At 71.1% G+C, this 14,893-nt stretch carries 14 protein-coding genes and 1 tRNA gene; 9 read left to right on the plus strand and 6 right to left on the minus strand.

Annotated elements, in window-relative coordinates:
- Nucleotides 1–11: 11 nt before the first annotated feature.
- Both ACN20G_RS13010 and ACN20G_RS13015 read right to left on the minus strand, forming a co-directional pair.
- Nucleotides 12–797, minus strand: coding sequence for a hypothetical protein (locus ACN20G_RS13010; protein ID WP_424212917.1), 786 nt, complete (start codon nt 795–797; stop codon nt 12–14).
- A gap of 158 nt (nt 798–955) precedes the next feature.
- Nucleotides 956–1,026: transfer RNA gene (locus ACN20G_RS13015), tRNA-Gly, on the minus strand.
- Between the two features lie 428 nt (nt 1,027–1,454).
- Here ACN20G_RS13015 and dcd point away from each other — a divergent pair.
- Both dcd and ACN20G_RS13025 read left to right on the plus strand, forming a co-directional pair.
- The gene (gene dcd / locus ACN20G_RS13020; RefSeq protein WP_424212918.1) at nt 1,455–2,042 is read left to right on the plus strand and encodes a dCTP deaminase; all 588 of its coding nucleotides are present in this window, start codon (nt 1,455–1,457) and stop codon (nt 2,040–2,042) included.
- Nucleotides 2,039–2,536, plus strand: coding sequence for a phosphoribosyltransferase (locus ACN20G_RS13025; protein ID WP_424212919.1), 498 nt, complete (start codon nt 2,039–2,041; stop codon nt 2,534–2,536). Before dcd ends, ACN20G_RS13025 begins: the two co-directional genes overlap by 4 nt.
- A gap of 70 nt (nt 2,537–2,606) precedes the next feature.
- Here the strand turns inward: ACN20G_RS13025 and ACN20G_RS13030 are convergent, their stop codons facing one another.
- Complete coding sequence (locus ACN20G_RS13030; protein WP_424212920.1) at nt 2,607–3,695, minus strand: Yip1 family protein; 1,089 nt, start codon at nt 3,693–3,695, stop codon at nt 2,607–2,609.
- Between the two features lie 273 nt (nt 3,696–3,968).
- Here ACN20G_RS13030 and ACN20G_RS13035 point away from each other — a divergent pair, with 273 nt between their 5' ends.
- Nucleotides 3,969–5,000 (plus strand): hypothetical protein, encoded by a 1,032-nt coding sequence (locus ACN20G_RS13035; protein ID WP_424212921.1) that lies wholly within the window; start codon nt 3,969–3,971, stop codon nt 4,998–5,000.
- A 195-nt stretch (nt 5,001–5,195) separates the two neighbouring features.
- Here the strand turns inward: ACN20G_RS13035 and ACN20G_RS13040 are convergent, their stop codons facing one another.
- On the minus strand, nt 5,196–7,424 hold the full coding sequence (locus tag ACN20G_RS13040) for a heterodisulfide reductase-related iron-sulfur binding cluster (protein WP_424212922.1): 2,229 nt from the start codon (nt 7,422–7,424) through the stop codon (nt 5,196–5,198).
- Between the two features lie 121 nt (nt 7,425–7,545).
- Nucleotides 7,546–8,343, minus strand: a complete 798-nt coding sequence (locus tag ACN20G_RS13045; RefSeq protein ID WP_424212923.1) for a sugar transferase — start codon at nt 8,341–8,343, stop codon at nt 7,546–7,548.
- 228 nt (nt 8,344–8,571) lie between these two features.
- Here ACN20G_RS13045 and dnaK point away from each other — a divergent pair, with 228 nt between their 5' ends.
- From dnaK to ACN20G_RS13065, 4 genes are read left to right on the plus strand one after another with little or no spacing between them, the layout of a single operon-like run.
- A complete protein-coding gene (gene dnaK, locus ACN20G_RS13050; protein WP_424212924.1) occupies nt 8,572–10,413 on the plus strand; it encodes a molecular chaperone DnaK in 1,842 nt (613 codons plus the stop codon).
- Entirely contained in the window at nt 10,413–11,096 is a 684-nt protein-coding gene (gene grpE, locus ACN20G_RS13055; protein ID WP_424212925.1) for a nucleotide exchange factor GrpE, read from the plus strand. The genes dnaK and grpE overlap by 1 nt, the downstream gene beginning before the upstream one ends.
- 33 nt (nt 11,097–11,129) lie before the next feature.
- Nucleotides 11,130–12,314 carry a molecular chaperone DnaJ gene (gene dnaJ, locus ACN20G_RS13060; protein WP_424212926.1) on the plus strand — a complete coding sequence of 395 codons (1,185 nt, stop codon included), beginning with the start codon at nt 11,130–11,132 and terminating at the stop codon, nt 12,312–12,314.
- Nucleotide 12,315: 1 nt separating this feature from the next.
- Entirely contained in the window at nt 12,316–12,774 is a 459-nt protein-coding gene (locus ACN20G_RS13065) for a heat shock protein transcriptional repressor HspR (protein ID WP_424212927.1), read from the plus strand.
- A 99-nt stretch (nt 12,775–12,873) separates the two neighbouring features.
- Here the strand turns inward: ACN20G_RS13065 and ACN20G_RS13070 are convergent, their stop codons facing one another.
- Complete coding sequence (locus ACN20G_RS13070; protein ID WP_424212928.1) at nt 12,874–13,992, minus strand: helix-turn-helix transcriptional regulator; 1,119 nt, start codon at nt 13,990–13,992, stop codon at nt 12,874–12,876.
- Nucleotides 13,993–14,202: 210 nt separating this feature from the next.
- Between ACN20G_RS13070 and ACN20G_RS13075 the strand changes: the two genes are divergently transcribed.
- Both ACN20G_RS13075 and ACN20G_RS13080 read left to right on the plus strand, forming a co-directional pair.
- A complete protein-coding gene (locus tag ACN20G_RS13075) occupies nt 14,203–14,469 on the plus strand; it encodes a hypothetical protein (protein ID WP_424212929.1) in 267 nt (88 codons plus the stop codon).
- A complete protein-coding gene (locus ACN20G_RS13080; RefSeq protein ID WP_424212930.1) occupies nt 14,469–14,783 on the plus strand; it encodes a (2Fe-2S)-binding protein in 315 nt (104 codons plus the stop codon). Before ACN20G_RS13075 ends, ACN20G_RS13080 begins: the two co-directional genes overlap by 1 nt.
- The last annotated feature ends 110 nt before the right edge of the window (nt 14,784–14,893 follow it).

The following is a 14,893-nucleotide window of genomic DNA, read 5'->3' on the forward strand; positions in this document are numbered from 1 at the left end:
ACCGTACATCGTCAACCGGCTCGCCCGATCAAGGTCATGAGGACCAGCGTGGCCGTGATCACGAGGGTCCAGCGCAGGGCCGCGGCCCGGCCGGGTGCCGGGCCGTCGCGTAGCACGGTGATGCCCAGCGGGACGAGGGCGAGGCAGAGGCCCGCGACGGCCACGACCGACAGCGCGGTGGTGCCCTTGAGCACGCCGAGCGGCAACGCCGCGGTCGCCGCCAGGGCGAGTGCCCGGACCGGACCCAGCACGCGGGCCCGCCAGGCTCCGACGGCGAGGAGCGGCCAACCTCCCACGATCGCGAGGTTGAGCGCGCTGAAGACGTGGAAGGCGCCGTACGTCTCGCCCACGAACAGGGCGGCGGCCTCCGCGCCCTGCCGGTCGGCGAGCTGGAAGGCGAGGTGGTCCACGCCGGCGTGGAACGTACGGGCGAAGAGCCCGAGGACGGCGAAGACCCCGCCCCACAGGGCCGGCCCGGGGCTGCGCCTGCCGATGCGGGCGGCGAGTGCGACCAGGGCGGGCCAGAGCAGGACGGTTCCGGCCGCGAAGGCACCGTAGGAGGCCGCGATCAGGCCGGGACGTTCGACGCGGGCGGCGAGTTGCTCCGGGAAGAAGAAGTGAAAGGGCAGCCGCAGCAGGACTCCGGCCGCCAGCAGCACGGGCGCCGCCACCAGGGAGACCCCGCCCACCCACCGCCCGGGGAAGGGCGCGTCGCCGTCCCACGCCACGGGCAGCGGCCGGACCCGGGCCGGGGCGGCGGTGTCGGGCCCGCGGGGCGTGCTCTGTGTCGTCGTCATGCCGTGAACGATCCCGCCCGGACGGACCCCTCCGCGTCGGAGCACGGTCCACTCCCCGCATCGGCCCCAGGTCCGACCCGGCCCCCGCGGTCGGACCGCGGTCCGACCCCAGGGCCAACGCAAAAGCCCCAGGTCGCTGACCTGGGGCTTTGCCGAAGAGCGGATGACGGGAATCGAACCCGCGCTATAAGCTTGGGAAGCTCATGTTCTACCATTAAACTACATCCGCATCGCGTACCGACTGGTCGGCAGCGCCATCGTCGGATACCTTACCCCATCCTTCGTCCCCGGTGTCGTCGCCCGGGGTTCGGGGCGTTGTGCGGGGGGAGTTGGGGCGTAGCGTGGGGGTGCGGAGTGGTGGCCGGCGATCACGTCGGCTCATCCCCTAATGTGGCGATTCGTCGCAGCAGGGCTCGTGAAGGGGACTCGATGGAGCACACCGTCGTCCGTTGTGCCGAAGGGCACGTTTTCCGCACCTCGTCTTTTCCGATGCGGAACCTCGGTGCCGGTCGGATCGGTCCCGGGCGCCTCGTGCGGTGTCCGCGGTGCGCGCGGCTCCGGCGGGCCGTGCCCGTGACCCGCTGATCGATTCGCACACCGACGCGGACGGCCCCCGCCGATTGGGGGGCGGTCCGCGTCGCTGCGTATCCTCGGGACGTGCTTCTTTCAGACAAGGACATCCGGGCCGAGATCGACAGCGGACGGGTTCGCATCGACCCGTTCGAGGAATCGATGGTGCAGCCCTCCAGCATCGACGTGCGTCTCGACCGGTTCTTCCGGGTCTTCGAGAACCACCGATACGCCCACATCGACCCCGCCACCGAGCAGCCCGACCTGACCCGCATGGTCGAGCCCGAGGGCGACGAGGCGTTCATCCTGCACCCCGGGGAGTTCGTGCTGGCCTCGACGTACGAGGTCATCAGCCTTCCCGAGGACATCGCGTCCCGACTGGAGGGGAAGTCGAGCCTGGGCCGACTGGGCCTGGTGACGCACTCCACCGCGGGGTTCATCGACCCCGGGTTCTCCGGTCACGTGACGCTGGAGCTGTCCAACCTCGCCACCCTGCCGATAAAGCTGTGGCCGGGGATGAAGATCGGGCAGCTCTGCATGTTCCGGCTCAGCTCGCCCGCCGAGTTCCCGTACGGCAGCGAGCGCTATGGGTCGCGCTATCAGGGGCAGCGCGGGCCGACCGCCTCGCGTTCCTTCCAGAACTTCCACCGGACCCAGGTGAGGGACAAGGCATGAGCGACGTACGTGAGAACCTGACCTACGAGGGGTTCGGCCGCGCCGTTCGCGAGCTCGCGCAGACGATCGCCGACGACGGCTACGAGCCGGACATCATCCTCAGCATCGCGCGCGGCGGCGTCTTCGTCGCGGGTGGTCTGGCGTACGCGCTGGACTGCAAGAACATCCACCTCGTGAACGTGGAGTTCTACACCGGCGTGGGCACCACGCTGGAGATGCCGGTCATGCTCGCGCCGGTCCCCGACGCGATCGACTTCTCCGACAAGAAGGTCCTGATCGCCGACGACGTCGCCGACACCGGCAAGACGTTGAAGCTGGTCCACGACTTCTGTCTGGGCACGGTCGCCGAGGTCCGCTCCGCCGTGGTCTACGAGAAGTCCCACTCGCTCGTGAAGTGCGAGTACGTGTGGAAGAAGACCGACGAGTGGATCAACTTCCCGTGGTCGGTGGAGCCGCCCGTGGTGCAGCGCGCCGGGCAGGTCCTGGACGCCTGACCGGGCGCCGGGAGGCGAGACGACGAAGGGCCCCGCGCCGGGTGCGCGGGGCCCTTTCGGCTGTCCGGGGTCAGACGGCGCCGAGCTTGATCAGCGACAGCAGCGCGACCAGCTGGATGGCCGAGGCGCCCAGGGCCTTGGGCCAGGGCAGGTCGTGCGAGTCGCGGATCAGCAGGGTGAAGAGGAAGCCGGCCATGATCCAGGTGAGCCAGCCGAGCACCACCACGAAGAGGTTGGTGCCGCCGAGGAAGATCGCGAAGATCAGGCGCGGCACGTCCGTGATGGTCATGACCAGCATGGACAGGCCGACGGTCGGCTGCCAGGACCCGTCGCCGCCGAGCTGGCGGGCCAGGGTGTGGGTGACGGCCCCGAGCAGCAGGCCGCAGATCACGAAGGCGACGCCGGTGCTGAGCACGATCGGGACGGCCTGGCCGATGGTGGCCTTGATGACCTGGTCGCGGGGTTCGTCGAGGCTGAACACGGCGAGCAGCCCGTAGACGAAGGTCACGATCAGGGCCGGGCCCCACACGGCGTGGTCGCGCATCCGCAGGAAGGTCGGGCCGGGGCGGGTCACGATGCCCCGGAGCAGTTCCTTCCACGGCAGTCGCGGCCCACTGGGCACCGGGGCGCCGCCGCCCGCGTGGTAGGTGTCGCCGGGGCCGTACGGCTCCTCGCCGACGGCGAAGGCGCGGGTGTGCCCCGGGTCGTCCCCGTGGCCGCCGGGGCCGGGGGGACGGCCGCCGCCGCGGTACGGGTCGCCCGCGTACGGGTCGTGGCCCTGGGGCGGGCGTCCGTGCGGGTCGCGACCGTAGGGGTCGTGACCGTACGGGTCGGGTCCGCGGCCGCCGCCCTGGTACGGGTCCTGGCCGTACGGGGGGCGCGGGGGCTGCGGGGGGCGCCCGCCGCGGTCGTCGTAGGGGTCGAAGTACTCGGGTTCGCCGCCCTGACCGCCGCCGTGCCCGCCGTGCGCGGCGTATCCGCCCCCGCCCTGCGGGCCGGGCGGTTGTTGTCGGGGCCACCGCTGCTGTTGCGGCGGGCCCTGCCGCGGGTACGGCGGCTGCTCGTACGGCGGTTGTTGTGCGCCGTACGGCTGTTGCCGCGGGGGTTGTTGCGGGGTGCGGTTGTTGTCCCGGCCGCGTCCGATCCTGAATCCAGCCACGTGGTCGAACGTACCTGTTCCGATGGTTCGTCATGCGCGGGTGGTCCCGGGACGGGGCCATTGCGGCTGAGCTGTGACATCCCCTAGGGGAGGGCCCCGAGGGCACCGTCAGGGGTGGTACGGGCGGTTTTGTGGGGTTTCTCGGCGGGTTACAGGCCCGCGCCCGAGTCTGCGGACGACCGTTACGTTCCCGCAGGAATACCCACATATGGGCTCCGTAACGTCGTGGACATCGCCGCCACGAGCTCGATGTCCACAAGGAGAACACCCCTCATGCGCAGCCCCCGTCGCTCCACCCTCCGTGCCGCCGCCGCGACCGTCGGCGCCGTCGCCGTCCTGGCGCTGCCGGCCGGTACCGCCTTCGCCGACTCGCCGGCGGTGCCCACCCCGCAGGTCTCGACCGGGGACGAGCAGCGGCCGCAGGTCGACCCGACCCCGACCCCCGGCCCCCGGGACGACAAGAAGCGGGACGAGAAGAAGCAGGACGAGAAGCGCGACGAGTCGAAGGAGAAGGGCAAGGAGAAGGGCAAGGAGCTCGCCCGCACCTACGTCACCACCGTCAAGCTCGCCGACAAGTCCGTCGCCAAGGTCTACTCCTTCGCCGACGGCCACTTCGAGGCCGACATCGTCTCCGACGGCACCGTGTTCGGCACCCTGGTGAGCACCAACGGCAAGCCCGCCCACGGCGAGCACAACGGGCTGCACGTCGTGCTCCAGCCCAACGGCACCGTCAGCTCCTGGGTGGAGGGCGGCACCAAGCCCGCCGAGAAGCCCAAGCCGCAGGTGAAGAAGGAGACCTCGGTCCGGATCACCATGCCGGACGGGCGGATCGCCAAGCTGATCGACGGCCCCTCGGGCAAGCGCGTGGAGCTGTCCATGCCGAACGGCAACGCGCTGGGCACCCTGGACGCCAAGAACCCGAACGCGGTCAACGACGGCTGGAGCTACCGCCTCGTCACCGACGGCAAGATCACCAAGTTCGTGGTCATCGACGGCAAGAACGGCGGCGCGAGCTGGGTCTACGACTTCTCCGGCAAGCTGATCGAGAAGTACACCCCGGAGGGCTCCGGCAAGAAGGCCGAGAAGAAGTCCGACAAGAAGGCCGAGAAGCCCGCGACCAAGCCCACCGGCGACCGCGTGGTGCCCAAGGGCGGCGTGAAGGCCGGCGCCGAGGGCGTGTCCACCGCCGAGGCCCAGGACTCCGGCGAGACCGCCGTGCTCCTCGCCTCGGGCGCGGGCATGGCCGCGGTCGGCGCGGCCGGTCTCGGCTTCGCGCTGCTGCGCCGTCGCGACGCCGAGCGCTGATCGCACCCCGCCGGCCCGGGCGCTGTTTCACGTGAAACACGCAGGCCCGAGCCGCCCCCGTTTCACGTCAAACACGCCCCCCCGCCCGGCCTCTGTTTCACGTGAAACAGCGCGCGGCCGGGCGGGCCCCGGCAGGCCGAAGGGCCGGCTTCCCGAGCGTTCGGGAGGCCGGCCCTTCGGGCGTCACGGCGTCGGTCACACCTCGACGGCGTCCGCCGGCTTCTTCACGGACTCCAGCAGCAGCTGGGCCACGTCCACGACCTGCACGGACTCCTTGGCCTGCCCGTCGTTCTTCTTGCCGTTGACCGAGTCGGTCAGCATGACCAGGCAGAACGGGCACGCGGTGGAGACGATGTCCGGGTTGAGGGAGAGGGCCTCGTCCACGCGCTCGTTGTTGATGCGCTTGCCGATCCGCTCCTCCATCCACATCCGCGCGCCGCCGGCGCCGCAGCAGAAGCCGCGTTCCTTGTGGCGGTGCATCTCCTGCTGGCGCAGGCCCGGCACGGCCGACATGATCTCGCGCGGCGGGGTGTAGACCTTGTTGTGCCGACCCAGGTAGCAGGGGTCGTGGTACGTGATCAGCCCGTCCACCGGGGTCACCGGCACCAGCTTGCCCTCGTCGATGAGGTGCTGGAGCAGCTGCGTGTGGTGGATGACCTCGTACTCGCCGCCGAGCTGCGGGTACTCGTTGGCGATGGTGTTGAAGCAGTGCGGGCAGGTCGAGACGATCTTCTTCGCCGACTTCGGCTTCTTGGTGGTCTCGTCCTCGTCGTCCTCGCCGAAGGCCATGTTCAGCATCGCGACGTTCTCCTGGCCGAGCTGCTGGAACAGCGGCTCGTTGCCCAGGCGGCGCGGGGAGTCACCCGTGCACTTCTCCTCGCCGCCCATGATCGCGAAGCTGACGCCCGCCATGTGCAGCAGTTCGGCGAATGCCTTGGTGGTCTTCTTCGCGCGGTCCTCCAGGGCGCCGGCGCAGCCCACCCAGTACAGGTAGTCGACCTCGGTGAGGTCCTCCACGTCCTTGCCCACGATCGGGACCTCGAAGTCGACCTCCTTGGTCCACTCCACCCGCTGCTTCTTGGCCAGGCCCCAGGGGTTGCCCTTCTTCTCCAGGTTCTTGAGCATCGTGCCCGCCTCGCTGGGGAAGGCGGACTCGATCATCACCTGGTAGCGGCGCATGTCGACGATGTGGTCGATGTGCTCGATGTCGACCGGGCACTGCTCCACGCACGCGCCGCAGGTGGTGCAGGACCACAGCACGTCGGGGTCGATGACCCCGTTCTCCTCGTGCGTCCCGATCAGCGGGCGCTCGGCCTCGGCCAGGGCCGCCGCGGGCACTCCGGCGAGCTGCTCCTCGGTCGCCTTCTCCTCGCCCTCCGCGTTCTTGCCGCCACCGGCGAGCAGGTAGGGCGCCTTGGCGTGCGCGTGGTCGCGCAGGGACATGATCAGCAGCTTCGGCGAGAGCGGCTTGCCGGTGTTCCAGGCGGGGCACTGCGACTGGCAGCGACCGCACTCGGTACAGGTGGAGAAGTCGAGGATGCCCTTCCAGGAGAACTGCTCGACCTGGGAGACGCCGAAGACGTCGTCCTCGCCCGGGTCCTCGAAGTCGATCTCCTTGCCGCCGCTGGTCATCGGCTGGAGGGCGCCGAGGGCGGTGGCGCCGTCCGCGTTGCGCTTGAACCAGATGTTCGGGAAGCCCAGGAAGCGGTGCCAGGCCACGCCCATGTTGGTGTTGAGCGAGACCGTGATCATCCAGATCAGCGAGGTGCCGATCTTGATCATCGCGGTGAGGTAGATGGCGTTCTGGAGGGCGCCGAGCGAGAGCCCCTTGAAGAGCAGCACCAGCGGGTACGAGACGAAGTACGCGGCCTCGTAGGAGTCCACGTGGTGGATCGCGCCCTCCAGGCCGCGCAGGGCCAGGATCGCGAGGCCGATGGTGAGGATCACGTACTCGACGAAGTACGCCTGCCACGCCTTGGAGCCGGCGAAGCGCGACTTGCGGCCGGCCCGGGAGGGCAGGTTCAGCAGGCGGATCGCCATCAGGACGACGATGCCGACCACCGTCATCAGGCCGATGAACTCGATGTACATCTCGAACGGCAGGAAGCCGCCGATGATCGGCAGGGTCCAGTCGGCCCGGAACAGCTGCCCGTACGCCTGGGCCAGGGTGGGCGGCAGGGTCAGGAAGCCGATGGCCACGAACCAGTGCGCGAAGCCGACGATGCCCCAACGGTTCATCCGGCTGTGCCCGAGGAACTCGCGGACCAGGGTGAGGGTGCGGGCCTTGGGGTCGTCGGTCCGGCTGCCCGCCGGGACGGGTTGGCCGAGTGTGACGAACCGGTAGATCTGCGCCACGGCCCGGGCGATCAGCGCGACGCCGACCACGGTCAGGACCAGCGACACGATGATCGCGGCGAGTTGCATGGAGGGGCTCCTCGGGCGGCACGGGGACGACCGCTACTAAGCGGTAACTTATGTGGTCAAGGCTTGAGGTTACCCAGTTCCCGTGCCGCAATGTAGCCGAGCGTGCGGTGATCTGTGTCGCTCAGGGTCGCCTCTCCGGGCCCCCGGGCGGCGCGGGCGCGCACGGGGCCGAGGGCGCGGGCACCCGCCCGCCCGTCGGGGTCGCGGTCCGGTCGGCCGGGGACGCGGGCGGGTCGAGGGGTCGGGGAACGGGGTCGAAGGCGTCGGGCGCGTCGAGCCCGTCGGCTCCGAGGCCGCGCGCGCCCGTCCGGGGGCGGTCGGGGCGGGCCGCCCGCCACAGGGCGCGCGGGGTGCGCGCCAGGATCGCCAGGTCGGTGCCGAGCCAGTGCCCTTCCACGTACTCCCGGTCCAGCAGGTCCATCGCCTCCCAGGGCAGCTTCGAGCGGGCCCCGATCTGCCAGGGCCCGGTCAGGCCGGGGCGGGCCAACAGGCGTTCGGGGTGGTCGGGCAGGGCCCGGGGGGCGGGGCCGACCAGGGACATCTCCCCGCGCAGCACGTTCCACAGGGCCGGCAGGCCGCTCAGTCGGCGGCGGCGAAGGGCCGCGCCCAGGCGGGTGTCGGCGCGCAGGCCCAGCAGCGCGAACGGGCGGCCGGCGAGCCCGAGGGCGGGGCTCCGGCGCAGCGGTGCGCGGTCGCCGGCCGGCGCGCCGGCGGCGAGGGCGGCGCAGGTCAGGGCGAGGGGCGCGGCGAGGAGGGCGAGCAGCAGGCCGGCGCCGAGCAGGTCCAGGACCCGCTTGGCGCGCGGCGGGCGGACGCCGGCCGCCGGGTGCCGCGGCGCGGGCGCCTCCGCGGCGGCGGTCGCGGTCGCGGGCGTGGGCGGGTGCACGGTGGGGCCGGGGAGGGGGAACGGCGGGTGCATGGGGGCACGGTGCCCGACGGGTCGGGGGCCCGGTCCGTCCCGCGCCGTGCGGGGCCGGCGGCGTCATCCGCTCGGCGGCGTGCGGCCGGCCGTGCGGGACCGCGTTCCCGCTGGTTGCGCATAAGGGCAACCTAAAAGTTGAGCCCCCTGGGCTCACCTCTGTTGACGGGAGCGTCTTCGTGGGGCATGGTTGAGTCTGTTCCACTCAAGTCAGCTGGAGGAATCACCATGGCTCGTGCGGTCGGCATCGACCTGGGCACCACCAACTCGGTCGTCAGCGTTCTCGAAGGCGGCGAGCCCACCGTCATCACCAACGCCGAGGGCGCCAGGACCACGCCGTCCGTCGTCGCCTTCGCCAAGAACGGCGAGGTCCTCGTCGGCGAGGTCGCCAAGCGCCAGGCGGTCACGAACGTGGACCGCACCATCCGGTCGGTCAAGCGCCACATGGGCACCGACTGGAAGATCAACCTGGACGGCAAGGACTTCAACCCGCAGCAGATGAGCGCCTTCATCCTGCAGAAGCTGAAGCGCGACGCCGAGGCGTACCTGGGCGAGAAGGTGACCGACGCGGTCATCACCGTCCCGGCGTACTTCAACGACTCCGAGCGTCAGGCGACCAAGGAGGCCGGTGAGATCGCGGGTCTGAACGTCCTGCGCATTGTCAACGAGCCGACCGCCGCCGCCCTGGCCTACGGTCTCGACAAGGACGACCAGACCATTCTCGTCTTCGACCTCGGTGGCGGCACCTTCGACGTGTCGCTCCTGGAGATCGGCGACGGCGTCGTCGAGGTCAAGGCCACCAACGGTGACAACCACCTCGGCGGCGACGACTGGGACCAGCGCGTCGTGGACTACCTCGTGCGCCAGTTCGCCAACGGCCACGGCGTGGACCTGTCCAAGGACAAGATGGCCCTCCAGCGTCTGCGCGAGGCCGCCGAGAAGGCGAAGATCGAGCTGTCCTCCTCCACGGAGACCACGATCAACCTGCCCTACATCACGGCCTCCGCCGAGGGCCCGCTGCACCTGGACGAGAAGCTCACCCGCGCCCAGTTCCAGCAGCTCACCGAGGACCTGCTGCAGCGCTGCAAGACCCCGTTCACCAACGTCATCAAGGACGCCGGCATCAGCCTGTCCGAGATCGACCACGTGGTCCTGGTCGGCGGTTCCACCCGTATGCCCGCCGTCGCCGAACTGGTCAAGGAACTGACCGGCGGCAAGGAGGCCAACAAGGGCGTGAACCCGGACGAGGTCGTCGCCATCGGCGCCACGCTCCAGGCCGGCGTCCTCAAGGGCGAGGTCAAGGACGTCCTGCTCCTCGACGTCACCCCGCTGTCCCTCGGCATCGAGACCAAGGGCGGCATCATGACCAAGCTCATCGAGCGCAACACCACGATCCCGACCAAGCGGTCCGAGATCTTCACCACGGCCGAGGACAACCAGCCGTCCGTGCAGATCCAGGTCTACCAGGGCGAGCGCGAGATCGCGGCGTACAACAAGAAGCTCGGCATGTTCGAGCTGACCGGCCTGCCGCCGGCCCCGCGCGGCGTGCCGCAGATCGAGGTGTCCTTCGACATCGACGCCAACGGCATCATGCACGTGACCGCCAAGGACCTGGGCACGGGCAAGGAACAGAAGATGACCGTCACCGGCGGCTCCTCGCTCGGCAAGGACGAGGTCGACCGGATGCGTCAGGAGGCCGAGCAGTACGCGGAGGAGGACACCCGCCGCCGCGAGGCCGCCGAGACCCGCAACCAGGCCGAGCAGCTCGTGTACCAGACGGAGAAGTTCGTCAAGGACAACGAGGACAAGGTCCCGGCCGAGGTCAAGACCGAGGTCGAGACCGCCGTCGCCGAGCTGAAGGACAAGCTCAAGGGCGAGGACACCGCCGAGATCCGCACCGCGACCGAGAAGGTCGCCGCGGTCAGCCAGAAGCTGGGCCAGGCCATCTACGCCGACGCCCAGGGCGCGGCCGCCGGCGCCCCCGCCGGTGACGCCCAGGCCAAGGCCGACGACGACGTCGTCGACGCCGAGATCGTCGACGACGAGAAGCCGAAGGGCGGCGCTGCCTGATGTCGGAGGAGACCCCGGGCTTCGACGAGAAGTCCGACGGCCCCGCCGGCAAGGGCAAGGCCGGCTCCGAGGACGCCGCGTCGAAGTCCGCCTCCTCCGCCGACAAGGCGGAGGGGGCGGCCCCGGCCGACGACGACCTCGCGCGCGACGTGTCGCTCCTCGCCGAGCTTGACCAGGCCCGCACCGCGCTCGGCGAGCGCACCGCGGACCTTCAGCGCCTCCAGGCGGAGTACCAGAACTACCGCCGCCGGGTCGAGCGGGACCGCATCGCGGTCAAGGAGATCGCCGTCGCGAACCTCCTGACCGAGCTGCTGCCCACCCTCGACGACGTCGGCCGGGCCCGTGAGCACGGCGAGCTCACCGGCGGCTTCAAGTCGGTCGCCGAATCGCTGGAGACGGTCATCGCGAAGATGGGCCTCCAGCAGTTCGGCAAGGAGGGCGAGCCCTTCGACCCGACGATCCACGAGGCGCTGATGCACAGCTACGCGCCGGACGTCACCGAGACGACCTGCGTGGCGATCCTCCAGCCCGGGTATCGCATCGGCGAGCGCACCATCCGCCCCGCGCGGGTGGCCGTCGCCGAACCCCAGCCGGGGGCGGCGCCCAAGTCCGAGTCCGCGGAGGGGGAGAAGTCCCCGGCCGCGGAGGCGGGCGAGGACACGGATGCCCCCGACAAGGGCTGACGCAGGCGAGGACCGAGAGGAGGGACACCGGGGATGAGCACGAAGGACTTCGTGGAGAAGGACTACTACAAGGTTCTCGGTGTCCCGAAGGACGCCACCGAGGCCGAGATCAAGAAGGCGTACCGGAAACTCGCCCGCGAGTTCCACCCGGACGCCAACAAGGGCAACGCGGAGGCCGAGGAGCGGTTCAAGGAGATCTCCGAGGCGAACGACGTCATCGGCGACCCCAAGAAGCGCAAGGAGTACGACGAGGCGCGCGCCCTGTTCGGCAGCGGCGGCTTCCGCCCCGGCCCGGGCGCGGGCGGCGGCTCGTTCAACTTCGACCTCGGTGACCTCTTCGGCGGCCAGGGAGCCGCCGGCCAGGGCGCCGGCGGCTTCGGCGGCGGACTCGGCGACGTGTTCGGCGGCCTGTTCAACCGAGGCGGGGCGGGCGGCGCCGGAACGCGCGCCCAGCCCCGGCGCGGGCAGGACATCGAGTCCGAGGTGACGCTCAGCTTCACCGAGGCGGTGGACGGGGCCACGGTCCCGCTGCGGATGTCCTCGCAGGCCCCGTGCAAGGCGTGTTCGGGCACCGGCGACAAGAACGGCACCCCCCGGGTGTGCCCGACCTGCGTCGGCACCGGGCAGGTCTCGCGCGGCAGCGGCGGCGGTTTCTCGCTCACCGACCCGTGCGCGGACTGCCGGGGGCGCGGCCTGATCGCCGAGACCCCGTGCGACGTGTGCAAGGGCAGCGGTCGGGCGCAGAGCGCCCGCACCATGCAGGTGCGGGTCCCGCCGGGCGTCTCCGACGGGCAGCGGATCCGGCTGCGCGGCAAGGGCGCGCCCGGGGAGCGCGGCGGGCCGGCGGGCGACCTGTTCGTCGTCGTGCACGTGGACGCGCACCCCGTGTTCGGCCGCAAGGGCGACAACCTCACCGTCACGGTGCCGGTCTCCTTCACGGAGGCCGCGCTCGGCGGCGAGGTGCGGGTGCCCACCCTGGCCGGTCCGACGGTCACCCTGAAGCTGCCCGCGGGCACGCCCAACGGGCGGACCATGCGGGCCCGCGGCAAGGGCGCGGTCCGCAAGGACGGCACCCGGGGCGACCTGCTGGTGACCGTGGAGGTCGCCGTGCCGGACCAGTTGTCGGACAAGGCGCGCGAGGCGTTGGAGAGTTACCGCGACGCGATGGCGGAAGAGGATCCGCGGGCCGCGTTGTTCGAGGCCGCGAAGGGAGCATGACATGGACGGTCGCCGACGTGATCCCTATGAACTGACCGACGAGACCCCGGTCTACGTGATCTCGGTGGCCGCCCAGCTCTCCGGTCTGCACCCGCAGACCCTGCGGCAGTACGACCGCTTGGGCCTGGTCTCGCCGGACCGCACGGCCGGTCGGGGGCGGCGCTACTCGGCCCGGGACATCGAGCTGCTGCGCACCGTGCAGGCGCTCTCCCAGGACGAGGGCATCAACCTCGCCGGCATCAAGCGGATCATCGAACTGGAGAACCAGGTGGCCGCGCTCCAGCAGCGGGTCGCCGAGCTGGCGACGCAGGTCGACGGCGCGGCGGCGGCGATGCGCCAGCGCGAGGCCCAGGTGCACGCGTCCTACCGGCGCGACCTGGTGCCCTACCAGCCGCCGCGGCCGCCGTCCTCGGCCCTGGTGGTCTGGCGGCCCAAGCGGCCGGGCGGTCACGTCGACTGAAGACCGCCGCCCGACCGGGCGCGCACGTGAGAAGGGGCCCCGGGCCCGCGCGGAGTGATCCGCCGGGCTCCGGGGCCCCTTCGCGCGCGTCCGGCGGGCTCAGGGGTCCTGGGGGCCGGGCACGGGGTCGGCGGGCGGCGCGTGGGCGGGGGCGGGGGACGCGGCGGGGCCGACCAGGGGCACGGGCACCCCGTGCGGCGGCAGCAGCGGCCCGGCGCCGTCCAGGATGCCCGAGCGGGCGATCAGGTAGCCGAGCTGCGCGCGGCTGCCGCTGCCCAGGGCGGTGGCGAGCCGGGCGATGTGCGCGCGGGCGGTGCGCACGTTCATGCCGAGCCGGCGGGCGATGGCCTCGTCCACGTGACCCTCGACCAGCAGTTGGGCGATGGAGCGCTGGATCCCGGTGATGCCGTTCGGGGTCGGGGTGTAGGTGACCTCGTCGCGCAGGGGCACGGCCCGCCGCCACAGCTGGTCGAAGACCTTGATCAGGTAGCTGACCAGCCCCGGGTGGCGCAGTTCCAGGGCCACCCTGCGGTCGTCCTGGGCGGGGATGAACGCGACGGTCTCGTCGAACACGATGAGCCGCTCTATCAACTCCTCCAGTGTCCGGATCTCCACCTTGCCGGCCGAGATGCGGTCCACGTACGCGAGGGTGCCCTGGCTGTGGCGCACGGTGTGTTGGTAGAGGGTGCGTATCCGGACACCCCGGTCGATCAGCGGGGCGTCCCGTTCCAGGGCCTGCGAGAGGACGTGGGAGGGTCGGGCGCCGCCGGGCTGGATGGTCAGCACCTCGGTGTGGCATTCGGCGGTGGCGAGGTCGAGGGCCGAATTGATCTGGTCGAAGCCCTCCAGCACGGTGATGGCGTGGGTGTTGGCGGGGCTCTGCGCGCTGATGGTCAGGAACGGCTCAAAAGCGTCGGTGAGATCTACAGCGGTGCGACGCCGCTCCTGGATCTCGCGCTCCAAGGGGTGAAGACGTTGCGCGAGTGCCACCGAAGGCGCGACCGGACGGAGCTGGTTGGCGTCGTCCGGGTCCGGCTGGAGCAGGGCGAATTCGAGCAGGCAGGGAGCGTTGCGCACCTCCCCGCGACTGATCCGCCCGGTGCCGAGCGCGGCGGCGTAGAGCCGTGAGCCCTCCGTGCAGAGGGCCGTGACCGGGTGGGGATGTGTCGGGTTTGTGTGGTCTATTGGCAAATCTCCACCCCCCAGGGTCCTGAACATGCAAGAACATGATGCATCGTCCCTGTGGCCGCGACGTGCCCGAATGAGCCATCGTCTGTCACGCGGGGGAGAGGATTCCATCAAGTGAGGACGAAGCCGACCATGTATCAGAGAATGCTTCGCTCGGCGCTTGCCGTTGTTTTCTCCGCTGTCGCGGCATGGGGGGCGGTCAGCGCCGCAGGCGGCGACGCGGAGGCCGTGGCGGCCGGCGTGGACACCGGTTGGAACAGCGGCGGCTCCGGCAAGGTGGACACGGGGTGGAACGTGGCCCCGGCGTCCGCGGACACCGGGTGGAACAGCACCCGTCCCGACACCGGCTGGAACGTGGCCCCCGCCTCGATCGACACGGGGTGGAACAGCGACACCGACACCGGGTGGAACGCCCCCGGTCGGGCCGGCGCGTACCGCGTGATCGACACCGGGTGGAACACCGACACCGACACCGGCTGGAACACCGCGCCGACGGACGTGGCCTGATGACACCCGACGACCGCGACTTCCGCCGCGAGATGGCCTCCGCCTACCGCTCCGGCTGGCAGTTCGTCGACCTCGCCACGGCCATCCCGCACGCCGGTGACTCCCTCATGGTCACCCTGTTCGGCCAGCCCATCGTGATCACCCGCGACGAGGACGAGGACGTGCGGGCCTACCGGTGCCTGCGCCGGCCGCGCGGGGCGCCGCAGCCCGTGCGCTGCGAGGTCCGCTACGGCATGGTCTTCGTCAACCTCGACGCCCGTGACCACAGCCTCTTCGCTTCCGAGGCCACCCCTGCCACACCCCGCAGTGCCTGAGGCGATCCCCCTCGTTGCCGTCGCCCCGGGCGCTTCCCCCACACAACGGCGCCATCGTGGACCTGACCACGATGGCGCCGTTGTGTCGTTCCCGGCCGTGTCGGCCGCGG

The sequence above is a fragment of the Streptomyces dryopteridis genome (assembly GCF_049606955.1).
Classification (GTDB): domain Bacteria; phylum Actinomycetota; class Actinomycetes; order Streptomycetales; family Streptomycetaceae; genus Streptomyces.

Bases quoted from the DNA above. Each gene is read 5' to 3' on its own strand.
- dnaK (WP_424212924.1), top strand. From the start codon at position 8,572: ATGGCTCGTGCGGTCGGCATCGACCTGGGCACCACCAACTCGGTCGTC.
- ACN20G_RS13040 (WP_424212922.1), bottom strand. From the start codon at position 7,424: ATGCAACTCGCCGCGATCATCGTGTCGCTGGTCCTGACCGTGGTCGGC.
- dnaJ (WP_424212926.1), top strand. From the start codon at position 11,130: ATGAGCACGAAGGACTTCGTGGAGAAGGACTACTACAAGGTTCTCGGT.
- ACN20G_RS13065 (WP_424212927.1), top strand. From the start codon at position 12,316: ATGGACGGTCGCCGACGTGATCCCTATGAACTGACCGACGAGACCCCG.
- grpE (WP_424212925.1), top strand. From the start codon at position 10,413: ATGTCGGAGGAGACCCCGGGCTTCGACGAGAAGTCCGACGGCCCCGCC.
- ACN20G_RS13010 (WP_424212917.1), bottom strand. From the start codon at position 797: ATGACGACGACACAGAGCACGCCCCGCGGGCCCGACACCGCCGCCCCG.
- ACN20G_RS13035 (WP_424212921.1), top strand. From the start codon at position 3,969: ATGCGCAGCCCCCGTCGCTCCACCCTCCGTGCCGCCGCCGCGACCGTC.
- ACN20G_RS13080 (WP_424212930.1), top strand. From the start codon at position 14,469: ATGACACCCGACGACCGCGACTTCCGCCGCGAGATGGCCTCCGCCTAC.
- ACN20G_RS13025 (WP_424212919.1), top strand. From the start codon at position 2,039: ATGAGCGACGTACGTGAGAACCTGACCTACGAGGGGTTCGGCCGCGCC.
- ACN20G_RS13045 (WP_424212923.1), bottom strand. From the start codon at position 8,343: ATGCACCCGCCGTTCCCCCTCCCCGGCCCCACCGTGCACCCGCCCACG.
- ACN20G_RS13070 (WP_424212928.1), bottom strand. From the start codon at position 13,992: ATGTTCAGGACCCTGGGGGGTGGAGATTTGCCAATAGACCACACAAAC.